Origin of the sequence: Flavisolibacter nicotianae (assembly GCF_003628535.1) — a bacterium.
Lineage (GTDB): Bacteria > Bacteroidota > Bacteroidia > Chitinophagales > Chitinophagaceae > Flavisolibacter > Flavisolibacter nicotianae.
The window spans coordinates 511654-536911 of record NZ_RBCI01000004.1 but is presented as its reverse complement, the minus strand read 5'-3'; the positions used below and the strand labels follow the sequence as shown (position 1 = coordinate 536911).

The window sequence follows — 25258 nt, the reverse complement described above, 5'->3', positions numbered from 1 at the left end:
AGATATGGTACTTATATAGGTTTTTTTAAATCAATACCTTTGCTGCGGCGGCAACGGAAGCGGTTTCCTGCGAACGCATCAACCTGTGTAAAACAAAACAATCCTTCTGTGGACCAAGAGGAACGATTACGGATCCTGCGCTTGTATGACGGCGACAACGAAACCTTGCAGGACTCGATGCAAAACCTGGCGCAGTTAATGGCAGTGGATTTTAACCTTCCTGCCGCCGGCATTGTGTTCGTTGAGCAAGAATCTGTTTTCGTCAAGGCAGCCACCGGGCTGGAGACCTTTTCGAATGCGAACCAACTGAATTCTCTTTATTTGTCGGCGATCAGTTCCAACAAAATTTTCGTTTTCCAGGATACGGAAAACCTGGCAGGCAGTCCTCCTCATTCACCCGATCAAATTAAAACGCCGCTTCGCTTTTTTGCTGCGGCACCGGTGTTGACGGAAAAGGATAGCTGTATCGGGCTTGTCTTTATTGCCGGTGATCGCGAACGCCAGCTTTCAACAATTGACAAACGACGTCTTTCCGGGTATGCAAAAATTGTCCTGTTCGACCTTGAACTGACATCGCAGATCACGTGGCGGATGGCAAGCCTTGAGCAAAAAGAAATCCAACTTAAAAAAGCATTTCAGGTAGCAGGTATCGGTACCTGGGAGTTTGATGTGGAAACCGGCAAGGCTACCTGGTCCGATGAGTTGTTCGAGATTTTTGGCGTTGCCAGGAAATCGCCGGAAGAGGATCTTTTCAAACGCTATCTGACCCTGCTCGATCCCGAAGCCGAATCGGCAGTTCGATCAAACCTGCAACATATCGACCAGATACCGGATGCGATGACCGAGCGGTTGACCCGTCCCGATGGGAAACGCATCTATGTCAACCAGTTCAAAAAAAATTTTTACGACGACAATGGAAAGCTAGTGAAACTCATTGGAATTGCCCAGGACGTCACCAGCCAGGTCGTGAACGAAGAACGACTCAGGGAAAGCGAGGAACGGTTTAAAGCACTGGTGCAAAACAGTTCCGACATGATTGCCGTACTTGATGAAAACGCAAATTTCAAATTTGTCAGCCCTTCCTGTACCACCATCAGCGGGTATTTGCCGGACGAACTGGTAGGGAGCAATGTTTTCGATTTCTTGCACGATGCCGACCGTGATGTGCTGGTGGCAGAATTGGAAAAGGTGGCACGGAACACCAATTCGGGTGATCCCACCCTTCACCGGTTCCGCACAAAGGGTGGCACGTGGATCTGGCTGGAATCGAAAGGATTGAATCGCCTCGACGATTCCCACATTGGCGGCATTATCATCAATGCCCGGGATGTAACGGAACGCATCCAACTGGAAGAGCGGCTTTCCATTGAACAACTCAATCACCAGCGCACGGTTACATCGGCCGTGATCAGGGCGCAGGAGGACGAACGGTCTGACCTGGGCCGCGAACTGCACGACAACGTCAACCAGGTGTTGACCACGGTAAAACTTTATACGGAAATGATGCGTGACAACATCGGCGATCAGGCAGAACTGGCAGCAAAAGCATTGACTCACCTGCAAAGCTGCATCGACGAAATTCGCAGTATTTCCAAGCGCCTCTCTGCGCCAACACTTGGTGAAATCAGTGTCGAAGATTCGATCCGGGAACTGATCGAATCGATCAACCTGACCGACCGCATCGAGATCCAGTACCAGGGGGATATGGCCGCTGGCGTAAAGCTTTCGCCGGAACTTCACCTGGCCATTTATCGCATCATCCAGGAACAATTGAACAATATTATCAAGCATGCCGGCGCTTCTTTTGTGTCCATTCATCTCTCTGGCAGCGGATCGCGGCTTAGCCTCCGCATTGAAGACAACGGCGTAGGGTTCGATCCTTCGGCGAGGCGCATGGGAATGGGCCTCACCAACATGCGAACAAGGGCGGAAAACCTGGGTGGCCATTTCGAAATGAAAAGTACGCCGGGCAAAGGCGTGCAGTTACACGTCGTCTTTCCGTTAGAAAACCAGGCGGTACCTGGTGAAACTGTCTGAGTGAAATTCAGTCTTTGATGTGAATGAAAAAGAACCCGCAACAGAATTTCTTCTTTATCTTTCATCCCGGTTCAATCGCACCCCTTTACCCGTTTAATGATTGCTGATTATGCCAGATTTTCAGATAAAAGTTCAGCCAAAAAATTACGACGTTAACATTGTGGGTGCCGGTGGCGGTATGGCTTCATACATTTTAGCCAATGCCGGCTTGAGTGTTGCCCTGGTGGAAGCAGGCCCGATGTACGACCCGGCAAAAAATGTTACACAGCTAAAATGGTCCTGGGAATCACCCCGGCGAGGTGCTGCCACCAAATTTCGTCCGTTTGGCGATTTTGATGCCTGCTTCTGGGGATGGGATATCGACGGCGAGCCATATACAAAAGCGGAAGGCACATCGTGGGATTGGTGGCGTGCCCGCATGCTGGGTGGTCGCACCAACCACTGGGGACGAATCTCGCTGCGTTTCGGTCCGAAAGATATCAAGCGGCAAAGCATCGACGGCCTTGGCGACAACTGGCCGATCGGCTATGAAGATATCAAGCCTTATTACGACCGGCTGGACAAACTGGTGGGGGTATTTGGCACCAACGAAGGGTTGGAAAACGATCCGGATGGCATTTTCCTGCCGCCACCCAAACCCCGCCTGCACGAGTTTTTTATCAAACGGGCGGCAACCCAGGCCGGTGTGACGGTTATCCCGACCAGCAGATTGCGTTGGTTGACGCCATTGCCTACCCTGCCAAGGCCAAACCCGCAATGAAGCAGGGTGTTTCGTTTTTTACCCTGATGCGCAATCTCACAGCCAGTGGTTTTTATTCGTCGGAAATGGGCATTAAAGACATCGGGTATAAAGGCAATGAACCAACAAGGTGGAACGGTGTTCCCGACGATGTGTTGAAACAATACGGGCTTTCCTATACCGACAAGGAACTGGCCGAATGTGTAAAATTTTCCTGATCCAAATTAAATCAAATCGAATGCGACATCATTTTTTTATTGCCTTGTTTCTTTTGAGTGCCATCACGTCGATGGGACAAAAAAAGAGTCATCTGAACCACATTGCCCTGTCGGTTGCCCAACTGGAAAGAAGCTACCGTTTTTACCACGAAGTGGTGGGCCTGGATACCATTCCCGAACCCTTTCACGACGGCCGCCACGTGTGGCTCTCCGTCAGCGAACATGCCCACCTTCACCTGATCCAGAACCCGCCGCCGATCGTGGCGCCGTCCAAGAACACACACCTCTGTTTCAGTGTGCCGGATGTCAATGAATTTGTGCGGCTGCTGCAAAGCCGGAAGATCGCCTTCGAAGACTGGCCGGGCAAACCCTCTGCCATCACCACCCGTACCGATGGCATTCACCAGGTGTATTTGCAGGATCCCGACGGGTATTGGATAGAGATCAACGACGATTTTTAATCGTGTTGACCAAACACCGAATAGATGGTTGCCTGCGATTCGACCGCTTGCTCCAATGATTTGCCTGGTTGGATTGTTAGCCGGAGTCACGATTTGTCTTGCAATTTCGCCAAGGCAATTCATCCATGCATTGGTCAATAAAAGCCCGGTACATCTTTCACATTTCCCTGATCGAGGTGCCGTTACCTTTGCATAAATTCATTTCCGTTGGCACACGAAGCGATTTCGGTTTTTGACATTTTCAAGATTGGCGTAGGACCGTCTTCTTCGCATACACTCGGTCCCTGGCGTGCAGCGCAACGGTTTGTGCAGTCGCTCGAGCAAAAAGAACTTCTTTCTTCCCTGACGGGTCTGAAAGTTTGCCTATACGGTTCCCTGGCCAAAACCGGTAAAGGACACGGTACCGACATCGCGGTACTCCTTGGCCTTGGCGGCGCCGACCCGGTGACGTTTGATGTAACGAAAATTGCTTCCGCCATCGAAACGGTCAATCGTGAAAAAACCGTTGTCCTCGCAGGTCGTCAGCCCATTTCATTTCACCCTGCCGAAGACCTGCAGTTTCTCTTTACGGAAACCTTGCCTTTTCATCCCAACGCATTAAGCTTCCTGGCTACATTTGAATATGCTGCACCGTTAGCGGAAACATATTACTCTATCGGCGGTGGCTTTGTGATCAAGGAAGGAGAAGAAGCCGGCGGGATGCAGCCCGTTTCGCTGCCTTTCCCCGTCAATTCTTCTGCCGACCTGTTGCATTGGTGTCTAAAAACCGGGATGGCCATTCATGAAGTGGTCATGGAAAATGAATCGGCCTGGCGCAACGAAACCGAAACCCGCGAAGGCGTCTTGCGAATCTGGCAGGTGATGAAAGAGTGTACCTACCGCGGCTGCCATACCACGGGCATTTTGCCCGGGGGCTTGCTGGTGAAACGCAGGGCGGCCGAACTGGCCAAACGATTGCTGAAAGGCCGCACCTACACCAATTACGACGAATGGATCGCCGCCATCAAAGCCGGCGGTCATTCGTTTCAGTATATTCTGGATTGGGTGAGTTGTTTTGCTCTGGCGGTGAACGAAGAAAATGCGGCCTTTGGCCGTGTGGTTACGGCTCCTACCAACGGTGCCGCCGGTGTAATCCCGGCGGTGCTTCATTACTATCTTGTATTTGGTGAAAATGTCACCGACGAAAAGGTCATTCAATTCATTTTGACCGCTTCGGAAGTAGGCAGCATTTTTAAAAAAGGGGCGACCATTTCTGCGGCGATGGGCGGCTGCCAGGCCGAAATTGGCGTTTCCTCCTCCATGGCGGCGGCTGCATTGACCGAAGTCTCCGGCGGAACGCAACGGCAGGCCCTGATGGCTGCCGAAATTGCCATGGAACACCACCTCGGGATGACCTGCGATCCCATTGCGGGCCTCGTACAGGTGCCCTGTATTGAGCGCAATACCATGGGCGCCATCAAGGCCATCACCGCTTCGCAACTGGCCCTGCAAAGTGCACCCGATTATGCCAAGGTTTCCCTCGATGCCGTGGTGGAAACCATGTGGGAGACGGCCCTTGACATGAACAGCAAGTACAAGGAGACGGCAGAAGGCGGGCTGGCCGTGAATATTCCGCTGAGCCTGAGCGAGTGCTAGCGCTGCCTGCCATTGGCCATAGTGCTGTATGCTGCCATCGAAATTCAACTGCATACGGCTTACTGCCAACTTACGATCCTGGTTCATTTTTATAAACGAAAGCCAAACTGGTGGGCAATGTTAATTCTGGCGGGTCCTGCAGTGTTAACCGGTCGCATACCAATATTTTTGCAGGATAATTTTTCTGTTTGCAAGCACCTGTTTTTTTACTCACGCCTCCTTTTACGCAACTCAATACGCCATACCCGGCAACCGCCTACCTGAAAGGTTTTTTGAACACAAAAAATATTGCTTCACACCAGGCCGACCTGGGTATTGAAGTGACCCTGGCGATCTTTTGCAAACAGGGATTGGAAAAGCTTTTCGGCCATATCGAAAGCCATCGCACAGGGTCCTATTCGGCAAACGTGGAGCGGATCATTGCCCTTGCGGAAGATTATATCACAACCATCGACGATGTTGTGCTCTTTCTGCAGGGAAAACGACCTACGCTGGCACAGCTCATTTGCAAGCGGGAATTTTTGCCGGAAGCCAGCCGCTTTGCCCAGCTCGACGACCTGCACTGGGCCTTCGGCAGCATGGGAGTGCAGGACAGGGCCAAACATCTTGCCACGATGTACCTGGAAGACCTGGGCGACCTGGTCAAGGAAACCATCGACGAGCATTTTGGTTTCAGCCGCTATGCCGAACGACTGGGACGGTCGGCCAGCTCCTTTGATGAACTCCACGCATCGTTACAACGGGAGTATACCTATGTCGATCAAATCCTGGTCGACATTCTGCAAAAAAAGATGGAGGTGTTGCAGCCAAAGCTGGTGGCGATCTCGGTTCCGTTTCCCGGCAACCTGTATACATCGCTGCGTTGCGGACAATGGATCAAGCAACATTGCCCCGGTGTGAAAGTGGCCATGGGTGGTGGTTTTGCCAATACGGAACTGCGCTCTCTCAGCGATCCGCGGGTCTTCGAATACTTCGATTTCATTACGCTGGATGACGGTGAGGCGCCGGTAGAGCAGCTGATTGCTTTCGTGGACGGCAACATCGAACAGCAGGAGCTGAAACGGACGTTTACCCTTGTCGACGGCGTTGTTACCTACATCAACAACGCGTCCTGCAAAGACTACCGCCAGGGCCAGGTGGGCACTCCCGATTACAGCGATTTTTTCCTCGACCAATACATTTCCGCGATCGAGGTTGTGAACCCGATGCACAGCCTGTGGAGCGATGGGCGCTGGAACAAGCTGACGATGGCCCACGGCTGCTATTGGGGCAAATGCACGTTCTGCGACATCTCTCTCGACTATATAAAAAATTACGAGCCGATTGCCGCTTCGCTGCTGGTCGACCGCATCGAAGAAATGATAGCGCAGACCGGCCAGAACGGTTTTCATTTTGTCGACGAAGCGGCACCGCCGGCTCTCATGCGGGCTCTTGCGATGGAAATTATCCGCCGCAAACTGGTTGTTACCTGGTGGGCCAATGTACGCTTTGAAAAAAGTTTTACCCGCGATCTCTGCCTTCTTCTCCAGGCCTCGGGTTGCATTGCCGTTAGCGGGGGACTGGAAGTAGCTTCCGACCGGCTGCTGCAATTGATCAACAAGGGTATTACGGTTGCCCAGGTGGCAAAAGTGTGCAAGCATTTTACGGAGGCCGGCATCATGGTTCATGCCTATCTCATGTACGGCTTTCCAACACAAACGGAGCAGGAAACCATCGATGCACTGGAAATGGTGCGCCAACTGTTTGAAACCGGCGTGCTGCAATCCGCCTACTGGCATCTTTTTACGATGACGGCACACAGCCCGATCGGGCTCGAGCCGGAACGGTTCAAGGTGAAAAAACTGACAACAACAACAGGCACGTTTGCCAACAACGATCTTGAACACGCCGATCCAGGCGGTGCCGAACACGAACGTTTTGGTTACGGCCTGCGAAAGGCCCTCCTCAATTACATGCACGGTGCCTGTTTTGATTTTCCCCTGCAGAAATGGTTCGATTTCAAAGTGCCGCGAACAACCGTCGCCCCCGGTATCATTCGCAAGGCAATAGAGGAAACGGATTACACATCGGCTGGTGCCAATCACAAAGTAGTCTGGTTGGGAAAACCTCCCAAAGCGGAGACCATCATGAAGTCCAAAAAAGGTGCGCAGTGGGAAGTGCTGTCGCTATGCTTTCAAACAAAAAAAACCTCGTTTTCCATCCAGCTTGAGCCGGCAAAAGGCGCCTGGCTGGCTGCTCTTTTGCCGCGGCTAGGTTTGAACAATCCAAAGCTGTTGACCCTGCAGGAAATCAGGAGCGAATATGAAATGGCTGGTCTCGAAGACTTTGAACTTTTCTGGGATAACAAGCCCATGAATACCCTGCACAGGGCCGGGCTTCTTCGTTTGTAAAAGCTCCGGCAAACGCAATCAACTAAAAATTACAGCACAAGCACCTCGCCATTTTTCGTACCCACGATCACGTTGGTGACAAGAGCGTGGGAGAACAAGCCGGTTTCCAGCACACCCGGAATTTGGTGAAGCTGCGCATCAAGCGCCTGTGGATCGTTGATGGGAAAGAAGTGGAGGTCAGCAATGAAATTGCCATTGTCCGTTACATAAAGACTCCCGCCTTTTTCCCGGATGGTGGCTTCTCCAAACCGGCGCAGTTTTGCCAGTGTCAGTTCCATGGCGAAGGGAAGGATTTCCAGCGGCAACGGGAACCGGCCCAACTGGTCAACACGTTTACGTTCGTCAACGACGATAAAATATTGTTTGGAGTGATAGGCCACGATTTTTTCCCGCAACAACGCACCGCCGCCACCTTTCAAAAGGTTTTTGTTTTTGTCCACCTCGTCGGCACCATCGATGGTGAGGTCAATTGTCTCGATAGCGGAAAACGGAACGAGTGGGATGCCCAGGTCTTTTGCCAATTTTTCCGTCTCCAGCGACGTGGCAACAGCCTGAATGCGCAGTCCCTCCGTGATTCTTTCTGCTATTTTTTGAATGGCCCAGTAGGCCGTCGTGCCGGTGCCCAACCCGACAACCATCCCGTCTTTAATGGCTTCCACCGCTTTTTCGGCAGCCTGTTTTTTACTTTCCATCTGGCTGAAATTTCAGTTTGACCAATCATCCACTTGTCATTGTCAGCTTTGCTTCTTCAAAATTGCATCCAAAAACTGGCGCACCGTCCACGTGCTGAGTTGTCCTCCGGGACCGTTGAGCGTATAGTCAAATCCGTGCGTAGCCCAGGGAAGGGTCAGTTCGAAAAAGGGGACGTGGAGGGCCCGCAGTTTCACGGCAAGCCTTGTTCCGTGCCGCGGCGAAACCAGCGGGTCGTTTTCGGCATAGATCATCAGCGTGGGCGGTGCCTGTGCCGTTATGGACTCGGTGGCCGAGCTGTGAACATATTGCTGCGGCACTTGTGTCAGGGTGCCACCCAGGTAATCTTCCATGATTTTCCGGCTGTCGAGCACAAGCGGGCTGGTTGGATTTTGATAGCCCCAGACCATGTCGGTTGGTCCGTAAAAATCAATGACGCCTTTCACGAATGGGTTGCTCTGTGTATAGGCGGCAGACAGGGCAATTTGCCCGCCTGCACTGCGGCCCAGCAGCACAAAGGAAGACGGATCGATGGAAAGTTCACCAGCCTTACTGCGGAGAAACGTGATGGCGGTCTGCACGTCGTCGAGTGGCGCCGGGTAATGCGCTACCGATGCCAGCCGGTAATGTATGCTGGCTACGTGGTAACCCCATTTGGCCATTTCGCTGTTCAGTTCCGGTAACTGCCGGTTATTGCCACCGGCCCAGGACCCGCCATGGATAACGAGTACGCAGGGCCAGGGACCGTCTGCTTCCGCGGGGTAAAAGTCCAGCGTCAGGCCGTGTGCCGGGTCAAAGACAAACGTTGTAAACGCAATTTTTTTGGCATTAATGCCGGTAAGGACTTGCAGGGGATGGAAAGGTGAGGCACTGCGGTAAAATTTTGGAGGCGCGAACGCCTCTTCAAATTCAGTTTGTAGCCGTTTCTGAAGCCGCCAGGCCTGCCAGTATGGAAGCAGGAACAGGATAGCGCTGGCCACTGCCAGCAGGGTGTTCGCCAGCGTATAGGGCGTCTTTTCAAACCGCCAGAACAGCAGGAGGAAAACAAGGCCGAGGAAAATCCAGGAGAACTCCGTCACGAGAATGGCAACATACCAGAGCAGGCTGGCAGGTGCACGAAAAATAACCAACAGGGAAAGCAGGAAAAGAAAGGAGAGGAGTATCAGCCGAATCATACCGGTTTGTTACGTTATGCCTTTGGAAAACTGCGAAGTAAAGAAGGTTTATTGTACCGGCAAGGAGCGTGTCGATTTTCCTGCATTGTCGTTTGCCGCAACGGCCCCGTTTTCTGCCGTAACGCCACACGCCATTTGCGGAGGTTGTTCGGTAGGTTTGAGTAAAATAAATTCTTATGCAAAAGATCACACCCTTTCTTTGGTTCAACGACAATGCAGAAGAAGCCGTTCGGTTTTACACGAACGTCTTCAGCGATTCAAACATACTGAACATGGTTCGCTACACCGCTGCGGGCCCGGGTCCCGAAGGCGCCGTAATGACGGCCGTTTTCGAATTGCAGGGACAAGCCTTTATTGCCCTGAACGGTGGCCCGCAGTTTCGCTTTACGGAGGCCGTTTCGTTTGTGGTGAACTGTGAGACGCAGGAAGAAGTGGACCGTTACTGGGAAAAACTTTCCGAAGGTGGCGTAAAGGATCGTTGCGGCTGGCTAAAGGACAAGTTTGGCCTCTCCTGGCAGGTTGTTCCGACAGCCCTTTCCCGTCTTCTCAGCAGCGGTGATCCGGAACGGACAAAAAGGGTAATGGAAGCGATGATGACGATGGATAAACTGCAAGTGGCGGTCCTAGAGCAGGCCTACAATGCAGAAACAGCCGTGTCGATCCAACATTGAAAATGGAATCTAAAACCGGGAAGTTGGCCAGGTAAAGAATGCAAAACTGAGTAAGCGACCTTCAGGATAGGAGGGGTTCGATGTCGATTGCACTCAGGTAAGGCTGCAGGAGATCGGGATTTTGAAAACAACGCATATTGAGTGCATCTTTTTCGAGAATCTTGTATTCCACGTAAAAGCCATCGATCTGACGGCACTCAACCAGTGACTGTCCTTCGAACCGCTGCCCAATCAGCACCCCGCTCCAAAAACGCTTGATCTGTTGGGTCTTTTCCAATCGTGCATACTGCGATAACGTCATACCGGCAAGCTTTACTTAGTCAAGTTACTGCGTAAAATTCATTTGTACAAAACCGGGACCATTTTCATTTTTGCCTGTAGAAAAACAGCATTCAAATGGGGCCGCAGGGGCATCGAAAGCCGGTTTTTCGGATGTCGCACTCTTTTGCGTAGTTCTACGCTTGCTGTTTTCCCGTTTATTCTTCATCTTTGTCTCGGTTTTTCATAGGATATTGGATTTTAAACGAGGCCGGATTTCTATCCAGCCTTTTTTTTTGCCCTGCCATTCCCGTCTGCATTTTTACGTACGTAAATTTTCGAGCTTTTCTGTGCGTGTTTTACGTCCGGTGCCGCAATTTCCATAAACAAAAGATTGGTCAGATTTGCCCTTGTTTGCGCGGCTTTGTCATGCTAGTTTTGCTGCAGAAGTTGATTGATACGATGTATCAATAAATCCAATACCAAAGAAGAATCATTTATCCAATTGTTAAGAAAACCAACTGTCCAGTAAGTTTTTGTACCAATCCAAGTCCTAAAAAAAGCCAAACCGTAAAATCGAATATCAGTCAACTTCTTCTTTTCCCTTCTTGTCTTTTTCCAAACAGTTTTACGCATTCCCTGAACATTACGTGTACGTGTCGATTCAAACAAGCAATTCTACAGCGTACCGTTCGCAGCATCTATTCATTGTAACTGTGAATTTAACACCCGCACCAGGCCGGGACAATGTAACTTGCACGGGACGTAAACGGATTTGGTATGATGCGCCGACTTCTAAAAATCATTCGCAGCATTTTATTCCCCAAAAAAAGTTGTTGCAAATAAGGGGTAAAAAAATATTTTTTCTCCCTGCAGGCAATTGAACAGAATAATGTAATATTGCACCCCTCAAAGTTCTTAACGGTTTGCCCGGGTGGCGGAATTGGTAGACGCAGCAGACTCAAAATCTGCCGTTCGCAAGAATGTGCTGGTTCGATTCCAGTCCCGGGCACAAATTAAAAAAGGCAATTCATTCGAATTGCCTTTTTTATTGGATCCAACCGCTGTTTATACCGCAGTTATAAGACTGATGACTGAATTCGTTTCATTGTTGCGGCATTTGTTGTAAGACTACTGGCCGAAGGCGCCTCGACTTTTATTTTCGGGTGTGTAAATTGAAGCTCATTCCCTTACAACTTCGTTTCACTTTGTTTTGTCTGCAAATAATCCGTCGGGCTCATGCCAAATTGCTTATGAAAGCTCCTGGCGAAATTGCTTTGCGAACTGAAGCCCACCATGTCGGCCACTTCATACACACGGAGATCGCCCTGGAGCAGCAAAGAAGCCGCTTTCTTGAGACGGGTGATGGTAATGAGTTCAACCGGAGAGAGGTTTGTGGTCGCCTTGATTTTCCGGTACAGCGTGATGCGGGTAATGTTCAGGATCTTGGCCAGCTTCTCCACGTCCAGTGCCGGGTCGTCCAGGTTTTTATCAATGGTTTCATTCAGCAATTCCAAAAACTGCTCGTCGGCTTTGGAATAAGCCATGCTTTTCATGTGGATCAGCGGCGAACTGGCAAAATACTCCCGTATCATGCTGCGGTTGCTGATCAGGCTGGCCATTTGCGCCAGCAGGTGTTCCTTGGAAAACGGTTTTTCAATATAGGCGTCGGCGCCCAGTTCCAGTCCTTCAATCTTTGCCTGCATGGTGTTTTTTGCTGTCAGGAGGATGACCGGGATGTGCGAAAATTCAAAATTTCCCTTGATGGCTTTGCACAGTTCGAAACCGTCCATTTCAGGCATCATCACATCGCTGACCACAAGCTGAATGGCTTCGGTGCTTAAAATAGCAAGCGCCTCTTTTCCGTTTTCGGCTTTACACACGGCATATTTCACCCGCAGAATTCTTTCGAGGAATTCCAGGATCTCTTCTTCGTCGTCGACAAGTAAAATCGATGGTTGCATACAGGTCAATTTAGGTGATCAGGCAATTTGGTTATTCGTTTCGTTTCTGTTACTGCGTTTGTTTGCAAGGGATTGGTAGGGCAATTCTACGATAAAAATATTGCGTCCCGAGTCTGATTCTTTGACATAAATTTTCCCGTTGTGCAATTCCACCAGCGAGCGCACTAGCGCCAGACCCAGGCCGGTTCCTTTTTGCGTGTTGGTTTCCCTGATCCGGAAAAACGGTTCGAAAATTTTTTCTTTCAGGTCGGAAGGAATGGTGCGTCCGTCATTGCTGAATTCAACAACCAGCCTGTTCTCGCCCCTGGCGGGTGGCTGGAGTTTTACCGCAACATCGCTGTGCGCATATTTCACGGCATTGCTGAACAGGTTGTGAAAGACCTTCGTCAGCGCTTCGTCATCGGCCATCAATGACACGGGCATTGGCGGAAGGCTAAGGCTGTAACGGATGTTTTTCTTTTTTGCAAGCGGCATAAACGTAAGGTAAGCTTCCTGCATGATCTCATTCACATTGACCTCGGAGAAATCGAGACTGAAACCTTTTGTTTCGGTTTGCCGGAAATCCAGGATCTGGTTGATCAGGTTTAGAAGTCGATTGGTATTGCGGTTCAGCGTAGTCACATCTTCCCTGATTGACGGTGTCTGGTCAACCATTTCGCCGAGATTTTCCACCGGTCCCTTGATCAGCGTAAGCGGCGTTTTGATTTCATGGGCGATGTTGGTGAAGAACTCAATTTTGGCCTCGTAAATTTCCTTTTCCTTTTTGTTTTCCTGCACTTCGTGGTAACTGCGGATCAGGTAAAACACGAGGAGAACAGCGACCAGGAAATAAAACAAATACGCCCAAAGCGTCGCCCAGAACGGCGGGGTAATCACAATGCGCAAGGCAGCTTCATTTGGTCCCCACTGACCCGCGTTTCCGGCTTTTACCCGGAATGTATACGTGCCCGGTTTCAGGTTGGTGAAATAAACTTTTCGATTCGATTTCAGATAGGTCCATTCTTTGTCCAGGCCTTTCATGGTGTAGCTGTACTCGATGGTTTCCGGTGAGGTGAAACTGACGGCTGCAAAATCAATACTGAAAGACGACTGATCGTACGGCAGGGTGATCTGCCGTGTGGTGAGAATGGAGGTTTGTAAGATCGTGGAGTCCTCCGCTCTTTCCACATCCCTGTTCTGGACCTGCAGGCCGGTGATATACACAGAAGGCGTGTAGCCGCTTTTGTGAAAGGCTTCCGGGTTGAATTTGATCATGCCCTGCACACTGCCAAAATAGATGTTCCCTTCGCCATCTTTATAACCCGAATTATAATTGAACTGGTCATTCAAAAGACCGTTGGCTTTTGTGTAAACAGTCATTTTTTTCCCGTCCTCATCCATGCTGACAAGGCCCTTCGAGGTTGTCACCCAAATTGTTTTTTTCTGGTCTTCCAGCACTTTAAAAACAAAGGTGCTCGGGAAGCCGTTTTTTGTGTTGTACCGCGTAAACCGGCTTCGGCTCCTGTCCAGTCGGCACAGGCCTCCGCCCTCTGTTGACAGCCACAGGTTTTGGTTGCTGTCTTCGTAAATAGAATTGATCGAGTTGTTGGTCAGGCTGTTTGGGTCGGCCGGTTCGTTTTGGAAATGACCTTTTTTCCCGGTCGACGGGTTGAAATAAAAAAGCCCGCGGTTGTGCGTGGCCACCCAAACGGTTCCTTCATGATCTTCGGCCAGGCAGGAGATAAAGCTGCCTTCGGCCACTTCTACCATATAGCGAAAATGGTCGTTCGCCCGGTTGTACTGATATATGCCCCAGGCCGAGCCCACGTAAACTTCACCTTTCCTGGTTTGCAGCAACGAAACAATAAAATTGTTGTTTAACCCATGGTTACCGACACCGGCTGCATAATGCCTTTTGACCTTGCCGGTGGCAATATCCATGATGTCGAGGCCGTGTTCGAACGTGCCAATCCAGAGTTCTTTATCCACCACCAGCAACCCGTGAATGTTGTAATAGCTGATGCTTTGCGGCTTGCCGGTGGGTTCGAAGTGCGATATCAAACCCGTTTTCGGGTTCAGTTTATTCAATCCCGCATCTTCTGTTCCGATCCAGATGTTGCCTGTTTTGTCTTCACAGATTTCCCGCACGGCATTCCCGCTGATCGAGTTCTTGGAGTAGTCCGGAAAATATTTTTGAAAGGTGGACTGCTGCCTGATAAAATAATTTAAGCCGCCAAAAAACGTTCCGGCCCATATACCGTTTTCGGTGTCTTTGAAAAGCGTATACACGGCATTGTCAGATAAGGAATACGGATCGAGGGTTTTCTTTTTCAGTTGCGTCAGTTTGCCGGTATCGTTGTTCCGGATGAAGATGCCCGACTCCGTTGCAAACCAGGTTTCCTGCTCACTCACCTGCAGGATGTCCCGTACAAAAATGCTGGTTCGATCGGGGTTGAAGGTCAGGACATCGCGGTAGTCGTGGCGGTTGGGCCAAAATTCTTTGATGCCCTGGTTGTTGGTCCCGACCAGGATGGTGCCACGCTGGTCGGCTGCGATTTTTTGGATGACCCGTGATTCGGCAGGCGGGGAGTGGCCAAAAACGGAATAGCTTTTAAAGGTTTGCGTGGCTGCGTCGTATTGCTGGAGATAGCCGTCCAGCGTCGAAAACCACATGGAGCCATCGGGTGTTTCGCACAGGGAAGTAGCGCTGAAAAACCATTCCGGCGGAAAGGTCGTGCTCTTTTTTGTCGTGAAATTATAGCTGACGACTGTGTAGTCGGCAATGAACCAGAGTTGTCCCTTCCGGTCAAAAAAAAGATCGTTGATACCGTGCAGTGTATCCAAAAAAGGAACAAAGTTTTCCCGCTCCGAATCAAAATAATAAAGGCCCTTTTGGGTTCCCACCCAAAGATTGCCCCGCCGGTCCGTGGCCAGCGATAAAATCAGGTCCTTTACCAGGCTGCTTTTTTCTTCGTTGGTAATGGAGAATGTTTTGAAGCGGTAGCCGTCAAAGCGGTTCAGCCCGTCCTTGGTACCAAACCAGAGAAAGCCTTTTTTGTCCTGGGCCGTACAAAAAACAGTGTTGTGCGACAAGCCGTTTTCCACCTGGTAATGCCGGAAATAATAGGTCTGTGCGTAGGTAGTTGTAAAAAGACACAGCAGTCCTGTAAGCAACGGTAAAATCTTCTTCACGTCGTTCGTAATAGACGTCTAATATAAAGGTTCCTGCAGGCTGTTGCGACTTCATTTCTCAAAATCCGCCGGCCGGTTCAAAAAAATGTAACATTTTGAAAAGATTATGATACATATTGAATTAGCGGAATCGTTTTAAAGCACTTTCTTCACACCCTGGTAAACCGGCAACGACGTTCCGGTTTGTACCTGGCAAAACGATGCTTGATCCCGCTGTAACAAGAAGCTGCTATACGATCGTAAATCAGGGTTCTCTCTCGGCACTTTTTCTACAACAGGGAATGCGTTTGGCACGACTGCCAGGCCGCCATCATCGAAACATGCCGGCAGTTCATTTACTGGATAATCTAAACGATTGCAGAAAAAGACTGTTCCACCCGTACACCACCGGGCAGCATTTCAAACAGACTTCAAATAACGATATATATGAAACGACATTTCCTGACTTGCCTGTTTTTTCTCCTTTTTAGTTACCCGGCTGTATTTGCACAGCAGGGATGGCAGATGGTGCCCGGAAAGATTGCTTCGCCATGGGCGGAGAAAGTAAACCCTGCCGCACCCTTGCCGGAATATCCCCGTCCGCAAATGGTGCGCAGCAACTGGACAAACCTGAACGGGCTATGGCAGTACGCCATTTTACCCAGGGACCAGCAGGCCGTCCCGGCAAGCTTCCAGGGTAAAATCCTTGTTCCGTTTGCAGTGGAATCGGCGCTTTCGGGTGTAGGCAAAACGGTCGGAAAGGACAGCATCCTCTGGTACAAACGAACGGTGACGGTACCAAACGCAAAGGGAAAAACCGTGCTCCTTCATTTTGGTGCGGTCGACTGGAAATGCACCGTCTATGTCAATGGGAAGGAAGCCGGCTCACACCAGGGCGGATACGACCCGTTCACCATTGATATAACCAACGCCCTAAAGAAAGGTGCCAGCCAGGATATCGCCATCATGGTTTGGGATCCTTCCGACGATGGTCCGCAGCCCCGGGGCAAGCAGGTAAAAGCGCCGCATGGCATTTGGTACACACCTGTCACCGGAATCTGGCAAACGGTTTGGCTGGAAGCGGTTCCGCAAACCTATATCGCTTCCACTCGTCAAACGCCAAATGCCGATTTGAAAACCGTCAAAATAGAAGCTTCAATTGAGAAACCACAAGCCGGGGACCTGGTGCTCGTAACGGCATGGGATGGAGGAACGAAAGTGGCCGAACAAACCGTCGCTGCCAACAGCGAAGCCAGTTTGTCCATCTCTGCTCCAAAACTCTGGTCCCCGCAGTCACCATTTCTCTACGATGTAAAATACAGTGTTGTTCGCAAGGGCAAAGTGATCGACGAAGTGAAAAGCTATTTTGCCTTGCGCAAAATTTCAATGGCACCCGATAAGAACGGCATCCAGCGCATGCTGCTGAACAACCAGTTTGTTTTCCAATACGGCCCGCTCGACCAGGGTTGGTGGCCCGATGGCCTGTACACCGCACCAACCGATGAAGCCCTGAAGTTCGACATCGAGAAAACAAAGGAAATGGGCTTCAACATGATCCGCAAACACGTGAAAGTGGAGCCGGCCCGCTGGTATACCTACTGCGACCAGATGGGGATCCTCGTATGGCAGGACATGCCAAGCGGTGACCTTGGCAACCGCTGGGAGAACCGTCCCGGTGTATTTGGCCGTGCAACCGACAAGGACCGGACGGCCGAGTCGGAAACGATTTACCGCACCGAGTGGAACGAGATCATGCAGGATTTACACAACTTTCCCAGCATCGTCGTGTGGGTTCCGTTCAACGAGGCCTGGGGCCAGTTCAAAACAAAAGAAATCGTGAACTGGACCATGCAGAAAGACCCGTCGCGACTGGTAAATACCGCCAGCGGCGGCAATTTCGAAGACGTGGGCCATATCATTGACCTGCACAACTATCCCGAACCGCTGATGCCCGACCCGGCCCTGTTCGGCCAGAAACGAGTACTGGTCCTGGGTGAGTTTGGCGGCCTGGGTTTGCCTATCGAAAACCACACCTGGCAGGAGAAGAACAACTGGGGCTACCAGAGCTTTAAAAACAAGGATGAATTGCTGAAGCGCTATGCAGAATTGATCGACCGCATTCCGGGCCTGATCGCAAAAGGGTTGTCGGCCGCGGTGTATACCCAGACAACGGATGTAGAAGTGGAAACGAACGGACTGATGACATACGACCGGAAGGAGATCAAAATACCGGCGGAAAAACTCAAAGAGATTCACGCCAAATTATACAGCCCTTCGTTGGTGGTGGCAAGCCGTTAGATAAAAACGCTTCGTTTATAGAATTAACGCTGATGAAAGTTTTCACCCGTTCCTGTCTTGTTTTGCTGTTGTTTGGGCACCTGGTCTCCAACGCACAAAAAACAAAAAACGCTACAGCGAAGGACAAACGACCCAATATCGTGGTCATCCTTGCCGATGACCTGGGCTATTCGGACATTGGCTGTTACGGCGGTGAAATTGCCACGCCCAACCTGGATGCTCTCGCCGCAAGCGGGTTGCGGTTCCGGCGCTTTTACAACACATCGCGATGCTGCCCGACAAGGGCTTCCCTGCTCACGGGAGTGTACAACCACAATGCCGGTATTGGCGAAATGACCACCGACAGGAACCTTCCCGGTTACAGGGGCTTTTTAACGCCCAACACGGTAACTATTGCGGAAGTGTTGAAGGAGGCTGGTTATCACAGCGGCATGGTGGGCAAATGGCATGTGTCCAATACCATCGAGCAAAAAGACCCGCAGGCGCAATTGCGCTGGCTGAACCACCAGGAAGAGCACCCGTTTTTTTCGCCGGTTGAACAATATCCCACAAGCAGGGGATTTGAAAAATATTACGGCAATATCTGGGGTGTGGTCGATTTTTTTGACCCGTTTAGTTTGGTAAACGGTACGGAGCCGGTAAAAAATGTACCGGCCAATTACTACCACACCAATGCCATCAATGATTCGGCCGTTGCATACATACGCGATTTCAGCAAAGACGACAAACCCTTCTTTTTGTACGTGGCCGAAACGGCACCGCACTGGCCATTGCATGCCCTGCCGGAAGACATCAAAAAATACGAGAACACCTACAAAGTGGGTTGGGATGCAATACGGGAAGCCCGGTATAAAAAAATGCAACAACTCGGCTTGATCGACCCGGCAAAAGCACCGCTTTCGCCACGCATGGCGGCCGACCTGAAATGGGAAGACAACCCGGATAAAGACTGGGATGCAAGAGCCATGGCGGTTCATGCCGCGATGATCGACCGCATGGACCAGGGAATCGGCCGGATCATTCGTGCATTAAAGGAAACAGGAGAACTGGACAATACGTTGGTCCTTTTTCTAAGCGACAACGGTGCCAGTCCGGAGAACGCCATGCAGTACGGAACGGGTTTCGACCGGCCCAGTGAAACCAGGGCTGGGCAAAAGATCGCTTATCCTTTAAAAAAAGGTGTGCTGCCCGGACCGGAAACGACATTCAGCTCGATCGGCCCCCGCTGGGCCAACGTGGCCAACACGCCTTACCAGTACGCCAAAGCCGAATCGTATGAAGGTGGTATTCGCACACCGCTGATCGCATCATGGCCTGCAGGGATTAGGTTACCCAAAGGCAGTTTTTCAAACAGAACGGGGCACGTGATGGATTTTATGGCAACGTTTGTGGAACTGGCTGGCGCCAGGTATCCCTCATCGTACAAGGGAAATGCCATCAAGCCGATGCAGGGAAGCAGTTTGGTTCCTGCTTTCCGATCGGTGAAGGCAACCGGTCATACCGTTTTGTTCAACGAGCATTTTGGTGCCCGGTATGTCCGGTACGACGGCTGGAAACTGGTTTCCCGCAACAGGGAGCCGTGGCATCTTTTCCGGATTGATGACGATGAAACAGAATTGAATGACCTGGCAAAGCAGCACCCGGACGTGGTGCAGAAGCTGGAGAAGATGTGGCAGGACTGGACCAAAGAAAACCAGGTAGTGCCGAAACAACCGGACAAAGGCAAATGATAATAGAGCAGGTAATTAGTTGACAGAATGGAGTGAAGACTCCACACGCCATGCGACGCAAAGACTTGATAGCACTCTTTTTTCCCGGTCTGATTGCCTCCTGTGCCAATCAGACGGAGGCGGTGTTGCCAAAAAAAGAAGCAGCGGTCAGTTGCACTAAAATGCCTTCGCGGCTGATGGGTAGAATTGATACGGCGGAAACGATGTTGCAATCCAAAAACAGCAGCACAACAGCCGGCATGGTGTTGATACCCGGCGGGACGTTTGCGATGGGTGGAGACAATGAGCAGGCGTCGCCGGATGAATACCCGAAGCACGAAGTGAGCGTAAAATCCTTTTGGATGGACGCAACAGAAGTGACCAATGCGCAGTTTGCAGCCTTTGTTAAAGCAACGGGTTACAGAACAACGGCTGAACAAAAACCGGACTGGGAGTCGTTGAAAAACGAACTGCCGCCCGGAACGCCAAAACCGGCCGACAGCATGTTGGTTCCCGCATCCCTGGTGTTTACACCATCCGACGGACCGGTTGACCTGGCTAACTGTTCGCTTTGGTGGCGTTGGCAGAAAGGTGCCGACTGGAAACACCCGGAAGGACCCGGCAGCTCGATTTTGGGCAAAGAGACGTATCCTGTCGTCCAGGTTTCATGGTACGATGCGCAGGCCTACTGCAAATGGGTGGGAAAGCGGTTGCCGACCGAAGCGGAATGGGAGTTTGCGGCGAGAGGTGGATTGCAAAACAACATCTATCCCTGGGGAAACGAGCCGGTGAACGAAGGGGCAGCGAAATGCAACAGTTGGGAAGGAGAATTTCCCTATTGGAATACGCAGAAAGATGGCTTTTTACGGTCGGCACCGGCGCGTTCGTTTGCACCCAATGGTTACGGCCTGTTCGACATGGCGGGCAACGTATGGGAGTGGTGCAGCGACTGGTATCATGCGGAATATTACCATTCGCTGCAAAAAGGGCCGACCCTGAATCCGCTGGGGCCAACCAAAAGTTACGACCCGGATGAACCTTACGTACCAAAACGTACGTTACGGGGCGGATCGTTTTTGTGTAACGACAAATACTGCAGCGGCTACCGTGTGTCCCGGAGGATGAAAAGCAGTCCGGATACAGGTTTGGAGCATACGGGCTTTCGCTGTGTCAAAGATGCCGGTGCAAAATGAAAATTCTTTAGCAGTTATTTCTCATATAGCAGTCGTTTAGTGCCCTTTGTTTCTACAAAGGGCCTTTTTAAAAAACAGGAAGTGCAGTGATAACAGCCTGTCATAGGCTGAAACGCTTGGCTTTTCCTGCAACAGCAAACACCTGCAGGTAAACCGTACAGCCACGGCAGGTCGATAAAAAAACGTTGATGATGGTAAAGAAATCCCTTTCTCTTTTGGCTCTTTTGTTTTTCGGCGCGGCTTCAGTCCAGGCGAAGCAGAAAGACCCGGTCGATTATGTCAATACTTTGCAGGGAACGAACTCGAAGCACGAACTAACCCACGGCAATACCTATCCGACGACCTCCTTGCCCTTTGGGATGCACACCTGGACCCCGCAAACCGGGAAAAACGGTGATGGATGGAAATACCAGTATTTTAAAAAAACCATCCGTGGTTTTCAGCAGGCCCACCAATGCAGCTCGTGGACGAACGACTATTGCGTGTATTCGTTCATGCCGGTTACCGGCAAGCTCACCGTAAACGAAGACGAGCGGGCCACGGGTTTCAGCCACGAAAACGAAATTGCAAAACCCCACTATTACAAAGTCAAATTGGACAATGGAATCGTTACGGAGATGGCGCCAACAGAACGCGGTGCGCATCTGCGTTTTCGTTTCCCCAAAGGAGGACCCAGCTACCTTGTTTTGGACGGTTATACCGGGTTGAGCCAGGTAAAAGTCTGGCCCGCCGAACGAAAGATCACCGGTTATGTCAGTAACAACCGCACCAACAAGGACAACCTGATCAAAAGCTATTTTGAGATCCGGTTTGACAGGCCCTTTAAAAGCTATGGCACCTGGGAAAACCGGCACAACACCATCCGGGCAAATGAACAGCAGGGAGAAGGAGAGGGCATTGGCGCCTATCTGCAGTTCAGCGAAGGCGAAACCGTGCAGGCCAAAGTCGCTTCCTCTTACATCAGCCCCGAACAGGCAGCCGTCACGCTGGCAGCAGAACTGGGAAGGTCCAAAAACCTGGAGGAGACAAAAGCCGCCGCGGCAGCCATCTGGAACAAGCACCTGGGAAGGATCCTGGTGGAAGGCGGCACCGAAGAAGAAAAGGCCACCTTTTATTCCTGCTTCTTCCGGGCCAGCCTTTTTTCCCGGCAGTTTTACGAATACGACAAAGAAGGAAAACCGTATTATTTCAGTCCCTACGACAAAAAGGTGCATGCGGGCTATATGTTCACCGATACCGGTTTTTGGGACACCTTCCGGGCCCAGTTCCCGCTCAATACGATTCTGTACCCAACCATGCATGGCCGCTACATGCAGGCCTTGCTGGATGCGCAGGAACAGTGCGGCTGGCTGCCGTCGTGGTCCTTTCCCGGTGAAGAAGGCAGCATGATCGGCAACCATGCCATCTCGCTGCTGGCCGATGCCTGGGTAAAGGGCATCCGGTCCTTCAACCCGGAAAAAGCACTGAAAGCCTATTTGCACGAAGCCACGAACAAAGGCCCCTGGGGACCGGCAAACGGACGGCACGGGTGGAAAGAATATTACGCGTTGGGATATGTTCCCTACCCGGATTACCGCGAAGCCACGGCAAAAACACTGGAATATGCCTATGATGATTTTTGCGGCTACCAGTTGGCCCGACAAACCGGCAACACGTTTTATCAAACGATTTTTTCCCGGCAGATGTACAACTACAAAAACGTCTACGATCCGGGCACAGGATTCATGCGGGGCAGGAAAGCAAACGGCGAATGGGTTGAAAACTTCGACCCCGTGGAATGGGGCGGGCCCTTTACCGAGGGCAATGCCTGGCACTGGGAATGGTCTGTTTTTCACGATGTGCAGGGCCTCATCAACCTGATGGGCGGAAACAAAGCCTTCAACGCAAAACTGGACTCCGTTTTTACGGTGCCCAATACTGTTAAAGTGGGCACCTACGGCGGGATGATCCACGAAATGACGGAAATGGTGATGGCAGACATGGGCCAGTATGCCCACGGCAACCAGCCGATCCAGCACATGATCTACCTGTACAACTACACTGGCGAACCCTGGAAGGCCCAATTCCATGTACGCAACGCCATGAATAAATTGTACAATGCAACCGAGAACGGCTATCCCGGTGATGAAGACCAGGGACAAACATCCTCGTGGTATGTGTTGAGTGCATTGGGCTTTTACAGTGTCTGTCCCGGAACCGACCAGTATGTGTTGGGAAGCCCGGTTTTCCAAAAGGCGACGATCACTCTCGAAAACGGGAAGAAATTTGTTATTGACGCAAAGAACAACAGCAAGGATAACGTGTACATACAATCGGCCTCGCTGAACGGCAAACCGTTCAATCGAAACTGGTTGTCTTATGCGGAAATTACTAACGGCGGCACTTTGCACCTGGAGATGGGACCTTCCCCCGAAATGACACGTGGTGTGGCAGAAGAAAGCAAGCCCTTCTCCCTGTCAAAAGAACAACAGTCGAACTTCGCGAAATGATCTACAGGCAGATGCCAGTGCCTGACGCGACAAAAAATAGAGTATGAAAAAAATGGTCTTTGTTTCGATTTTCGGCAGTGTGCTGTTGCTGTCAGCAGGCCAGGATCTGCAGGCGCAAAAGCGCCAGGTTGGGGCCACCAAAACTGGTTTCGCAGCACCAATGTATGCCGAGGTTCCGCTTGGCGCTACAAAGCCAAAAGCCTGGCTGCTGCACCAGTTGCAGATCATGCGTGATGGAACAACCGGCCACCTCGATGAGGTGTACGGTAAAGTAAAAAGGGACAACGGTTGGTTGGGCGGCCAGGGCGACGGGTGGGAAGAAACGCCCTACTGGCTCGATGGTGCCACGCCGCTGGCTTATTTGTTAGACGATAAAGACCTGCAGGCAAAAGTGCTGCGCTATATCAACTGGACACTGGATCACCAGCGCCCTTCCGGTTATTTTGGTCCCGTCACGAAATGGGAACGGGAGACAGGAAAACAGCTTAGCGTGGACAATTGCGACAAAGGCGAAGACTGGTGGCCCAAAATGATCATGCTGAAGGTGCTGCAGCAATACTACACCGCCACCAACGACGCACGGGTGATCCCCTTCATGACCAACTATTTTGCGTACCAGTTAAAAACCCTGCAAAACTGCCCCGTCGGGAAATGGACCGATTGGTCGAAGGCCCGCGGTGCCGACAATATCCTCGTCGCACAATGGCTATATGGTATCACAAAAGACAAGGCGCTGTTGCAGCTTTGCGATGTTTTACAGGCGCAATCGTTTACCTGGAGCAAATGGCTGGGCAACCGCGACTGGGTGATCAATGCCGCCGCCTACCAGAATGGAAAAGACTGGATGACCCGCCACGGGGTGAATGTTGCCATGGGCATAAAAGATCCGGCCGTGCAGTTCCAGCGAACCGGCGATAAAACCTATTTGCAGGATCTGCAAACAGGGTTCAACGATTTAATGACACTGCATGGAATGCCATACGGTATGTTCTCTGCAGACGAAGACCTGCATGGGAATGCGCCGACGCAGGGAACAGAATTGTGTGCGATCGTGGAAGCGATGTTCTCGCTGGAACAAATCATCGGCATTACCGGCGACACCCGGTACATGGATGCCCTGGAACGAATGACCTTCAATGCCCTGCCCACGCAAACCACCGACGATTACAACAACAAACAATATTTCCAGATCGCCAACCAGGTGCACATCAAAAGGGGCGTGTTTGCATTTTCGCTGCCCTTCGAACGGGAGATGAACAACGTGCTGGGGATGCGCAGTGGATACACCTGTTGTCTGGCCAACATGCACCAAGGCTGGACAAAATTCAGCTCTCACCTTTGGTATGCCACACCGGGCAAGGGGCTGGCAGCGCTGCAATTCGGTCCCAGCCAAACCACGGCAAGACTGGGTGCTTCCAATACCGAAGTGACCATCAACGAAATCACGGATTATCCCTTCAGTGATGTGGTCGACTTCATGCTTTCGGCGAAAAAAGATGTTGCCTTTCCGCTGCATGTCCGGATTCCGGGCTGGTGCAAAGAGGCGGTGCTCACGCTGAACGGCCAACCCTTTCGTACCGAAAAAGGCGGACAGGTTGCCGTGATCAGCCGCACCTGGAAAAACGGTGACCGGTTAACGCTTAAGCTGCCGATGGAAGTAAGAACATCGAACTGGGGTGGCAATGCCAGGGCCGTAGAACGTGGACCGCTTGTCTATGCTTTAAAACTGGACGAACAGTGGGAAAAGGGAACAGACGAAAGAGAAGGCGACTATTTTTCTGTTTATCCGAAAGAAGACTGGAATTATGGCCTGGTGAAAACGGTTGTAGAAAAACCCGAAACGGCTGTGCAGGTAAACGTTGTGAAACCCGTAACGGACAGTTTTATCTGGAATCTTGCACATGCGCCAATTGAATTAAAAGTGGCGGTAAAGAAAATCCCCGACTGGAAGGTCGTCAACGACATTGCGCCGCAGCCGGTCACCGCTAGGGATGGATTGTATATGGGGAAAGTGGACGGAAAAACCGAGGAAGCCATATTGGTGCCCTACGGTTGTACAAAAGTTCGGATCGTGGCTTTCCCTGTTGTAAAATAAGGGATCGGCTGGGTAGAGGTGAACGTATTTTGGCTGAATCCCTTATCTTCCCAATTCGGCCTTGTTCAAAAGATGATGGAATCGAA

The 25258-nt window shown here is 51.1% G+C and carries 17 protein-coding genes and 1 tRNA gene; 13 read left to right on the top strand and 5 right to left on the bottom strand.

Annotated elements, in window-relative coordinates:
- The first annotated feature begins 108 nt into the window (after positions 1 to 108).
- The 6 genes from D6024_RS13990 to D6024_RS13970 all read left to right on the top strand — a co-directional run bounded on the left by D6024_RS13990 (position 109) and on the right by D6024_RS13970 (position 7480).
- Positions 109 to 2037: a PAS domain-containing sensor histidine kinase gene (locus D6024_RS13990; protein ID WP_162944765.1), complete on the top strand. Its 1929-nt coding sequence runs from the start codon at positions 109 to 111 to the stop codon at positions 2035 to 2037.
- A gap of 109 nt (positions 2038 to 2146) precedes the next feature.
- Positions 2147 to 2797, top strand: a complete 651-nt coding sequence (locus D6024_RS27270; protein WP_240410036.1) for a GMC family oxidoreductase — start codon at positions 2147 to 2149, stop codon at positions 2795 to 2797.
- Complete coding sequence (locus D6024_RS27265; protein ID WP_240410035.1) at positions 2794 to 2994, top strand: gluconate 2-dehydrogenase subunit 3 family protein; 201 nt, start codon at positions 2794 to 2796, stop codon at positions 2992 to 2994. Before D6024_RS27270 ends, D6024_RS27265 begins: the two co-directional genes overlap by 4 nt.
- Positions 2995 to 3014: 20 nt before the next feature.
- Positions 3015 to 3455, top strand: coding sequence for a VOC family protein (locus D6024_RS13980; protein WP_121355236.1), 441 nt, complete (start codon positions 3015 to 3017; stop codon positions 3453 to 3455).
- Between the two features lie 207 nt (positions 3456 to 3662).
- Positions 3663 to 5090: an L-serine ammonia-lyase gene (locus D6024_RS13975; protein WP_121355235.1), complete on the top strand. Its 1428-nt coding sequence runs from the start codon at positions 3663 to 3665 to the stop codon at positions 5088 to 5090.
- Positions 5091 to 5278: 188 nt separating this feature from the next.
- On the top strand, positions 5279 to 7480 hold the full coding sequence (locus tag D6024_RS13970; protein ID WP_121355234.1) for a B12-binding domain-containing radical SAM protein: 2202 nt from the start codon (positions 5279 to 5281) through the stop codon (positions 7478 to 7480).
- A gap of 29 nt (positions 7481 to 7509) precedes the next feature.
- Here the strand turns inward: D6024_RS13970 and rpiA are convergent, their stop codons facing one another.
- Together rpiA and D6024_RS13960 are read right to left on the bottom strand one after the other, a co-directional pair.
- On the bottom strand, positions 7510 to 8172 hold the full coding sequence (gene rpiA / locus D6024_RS13965) for a ribose-5-phosphate isomerase RpiA (protein WP_121355233.1): 663 nt from the start codon (positions 8170 to 8172) through the stop codon (positions 7510 to 7512).
- Between the two features lie 42 nt (positions 8173 to 8214).
- The gene (locus tag D6024_RS13960) at positions 8215 to 9345 is read right to left on the bottom strand and encodes an alpha/beta hydrolase (protein ID WP_121355232.1); all 1131 of its coding nucleotides are present in this window, start codon (positions 9343 to 9345) and stop codon (positions 8215 to 8217) included.
- A gap of 176 nt (positions 9346 to 9521) precedes the next feature.
- On the opposite strand from D6024_RS13960, the gene D6024_RS13955 reads away from it, so the two are divergent.
- Entirely contained in the window at positions 9522 to 10016 is a 495-nt protein-coding gene (locus tag D6024_RS13955; protein WP_121355231.1) for a VOC family protein, read from the top strand.
- A gap of 61 nt (positions 10017 to 10077) precedes the next feature.
- On the opposite strand, the gene D6024_RS13950 is transcribed toward D6024_RS13955, so the two are convergent.
- A complete protein-coding gene (locus tag D6024_RS13950) occupies positions 10078 to 10317 on the bottom strand; it encodes a hypothetical protein (protein ID WP_121355230.1) in 240 nt (79 codons plus the stop codon).
- Between the two features lie 885 nt (positions 10318 to 11202).
- On the opposite strand from D6024_RS13950, the gene D6024_RS13945 reads away from it, so the two are divergent.
- A tRNA-Leu gene (locus D6024_RS13945) sits at positions 11203 to 11286 on the top strand.
- Positions 11287 to 11464: 178 nt separating this feature from the next.
- Here the strand turns inward: D6024_RS13945 and D6024_RS13940 are convergent.
- Together D6024_RS13940 and D6024_RS13935 are read right to left on the bottom strand one after the other, a co-directional pair.
- Positions 11465 to 12238: a response regulator transcription factor gene (locus tag D6024_RS13940; protein WP_121355229.1), complete on the bottom strand. Its 774-nt coding sequence runs from the start codon at positions 12236 to 12238 to the stop codon at positions 11465 to 11467.
- 18 nt (positions 12239 to 12256) lie between these two features.
- Positions 12257 to 15409: a ligand-binding sensor domain-containing protein gene (locus tag D6024_RS13935; protein WP_121355228.1), complete on the bottom strand. Its 3153-nt coding sequence runs from the start codon at positions 15407 to 15409 to the stop codon at positions 12257 to 12259.
- 426 nt (positions 15410 to 15835) lie between these two features.
- Between D6024_RS13935 and D6024_RS13930 the strand changes: the two genes are divergently transcribed.
- The 5 genes from D6024_RS13930 to D6024_RS13910 all read left to right on the top strand — a co-directional run bounded on the left by D6024_RS13930 (position 15836) and on the right by D6024_RS13910 (position 25172).
- On the top strand, positions 15836 to 17686 hold the full coding sequence (locus tag D6024_RS13930) for a glycoside hydrolase family 2 protein (RefSeq protein WP_121355227.1): 1851 nt from the start codon (positions 15836 to 15838) through the stop codon (positions 17684 to 17686).
- Between the two features lie 32 nt (positions 17687 to 17718).
- Complete coding sequence (locus D6024_RS13925; RefSeq protein WP_121355226.1) at positions 17719 to 19416, top strand: arylsulfatase; 1698 nt, start codon at positions 17719 to 17721, stop codon at positions 19414 to 19416.
- A 50-nt stretch (positions 19417 to 19466) separates the two neighbouring features.
- A complete protein-coding gene (locus D6024_RS13920; protein WP_121355225.1) occupies positions 19467 to 20588 on the top strand; it encodes a formylglycine-generating enzyme family protein in 1122 nt (373 codons plus the stop codon).
- A gap of 188 nt (positions 20589 to 20776) precedes the next feature.
- On the top strand, positions 20777 to 23077 hold the full coding sequence (locus tag D6024_RS13915) for a GH92 family glycosyl hydrolase (protein ID WP_121355224.1): 2301 nt from the start codon (positions 20777 to 20779) through the stop codon (positions 23075 to 23077).
- A gap of 43 nt (positions 23078 to 23120) precedes the next feature.
- Entirely contained in the window at positions 23121 to 25172 is a 2052-nt protein-coding gene (locus D6024_RS13910; protein WP_121355223.1) for a beta-L-arabinofuranosidase domain-containing protein, read from the top strand.
- The last annotated feature ends 86 nt before the right edge of the window (positions 25173 to 25258 follow it).

Coding starts and splice junctions, on each gene's coding strand:
- D6024_RS13960 (WP_121355232.1), bottom strand. CDS start 9,345: ATGATTCGGCTGATACTCCTCTCCTTTCTTTTCCTGCTTTCCCTGTTG.
- D6024_RS27270 (WP_240410036.1), top strand. CDS start 2,147: ATGCCAGATTTTCAGATAAAAGTTCAGCCAAAAAATTACGACGTTAAC.
- D6024_RS13910 (WP_121355223.1), top strand. CDS start 23,121: ATGAAAAAAATGGTCTTTGTTTCGATTTTCGGCAGTGTGCTGTTGCTG.
- D6024_RS27265 (WP_240410035.1), top strand. CDS start 2,794: ATGAAGCAGGGTGTTTCGTTTTTTACCCTGATGCGCAATCTCACAGCC.
- D6024_RS13915 (WP_121355224.1), top strand. CDS start 20,777: ATGATGGTAAAGAAATCCCTTTCTCTTTTGGCTCTTTTGTTTTTCGGC.
- D6024_RS13980 (WP_121355236.1), top strand. CDS start 3,015: ATGCGACATCATTTTTTTATTGCCTTGTTTCTTTTGAGTGCCATCACG.
- D6024_RS13920 (WP_121355225.1), top strand. CDS start 19,467: ATGCGACGCAAAGACTTGATAGCACTCTTTTTTCCCGGTCTGATTGCC.
- D6024_RS13930 (WP_121355227.1), top strand. CDS start 15,836: ATGAAACGACATTTCCTGACTTGCCTGTTTTTTCTCCTTTTTAGTTAC.
- D6024_RS13950 (WP_121355230.1), bottom strand. CDS start 10,317: ATGACGTTATCGCAGTATGCACGATTGGAAAAGACCCAACAGATCAAG.
- rpiA (WP_121355233.1), bottom strand. CDS start 8,172: ATGGAAAGTAAAAAACAGGCTGCCGAAAAAGCGGTGGAAGCCATTAAA.
- D6024_RS13955 (WP_121355231.1), top strand. CDS start 9,522: ATGCAAAAGATCACACCCTTTCTTTGGTTCAACGACAATGCAGAAGAA.
- D6024_RS13940 (WP_121355229.1), bottom strand. CDS start 12,238: ATGCAACCATCGATTTTACTTGTCGACGACGAAGAAGAGATCCTGGAA.
- D6024_RS13925 (WP_121355226.1), top strand. CDS start 17,719: ATGAAAGTTTTCACCCGTTCCTGTCTTGTTTTGCTGTTGTTTGGGCAC.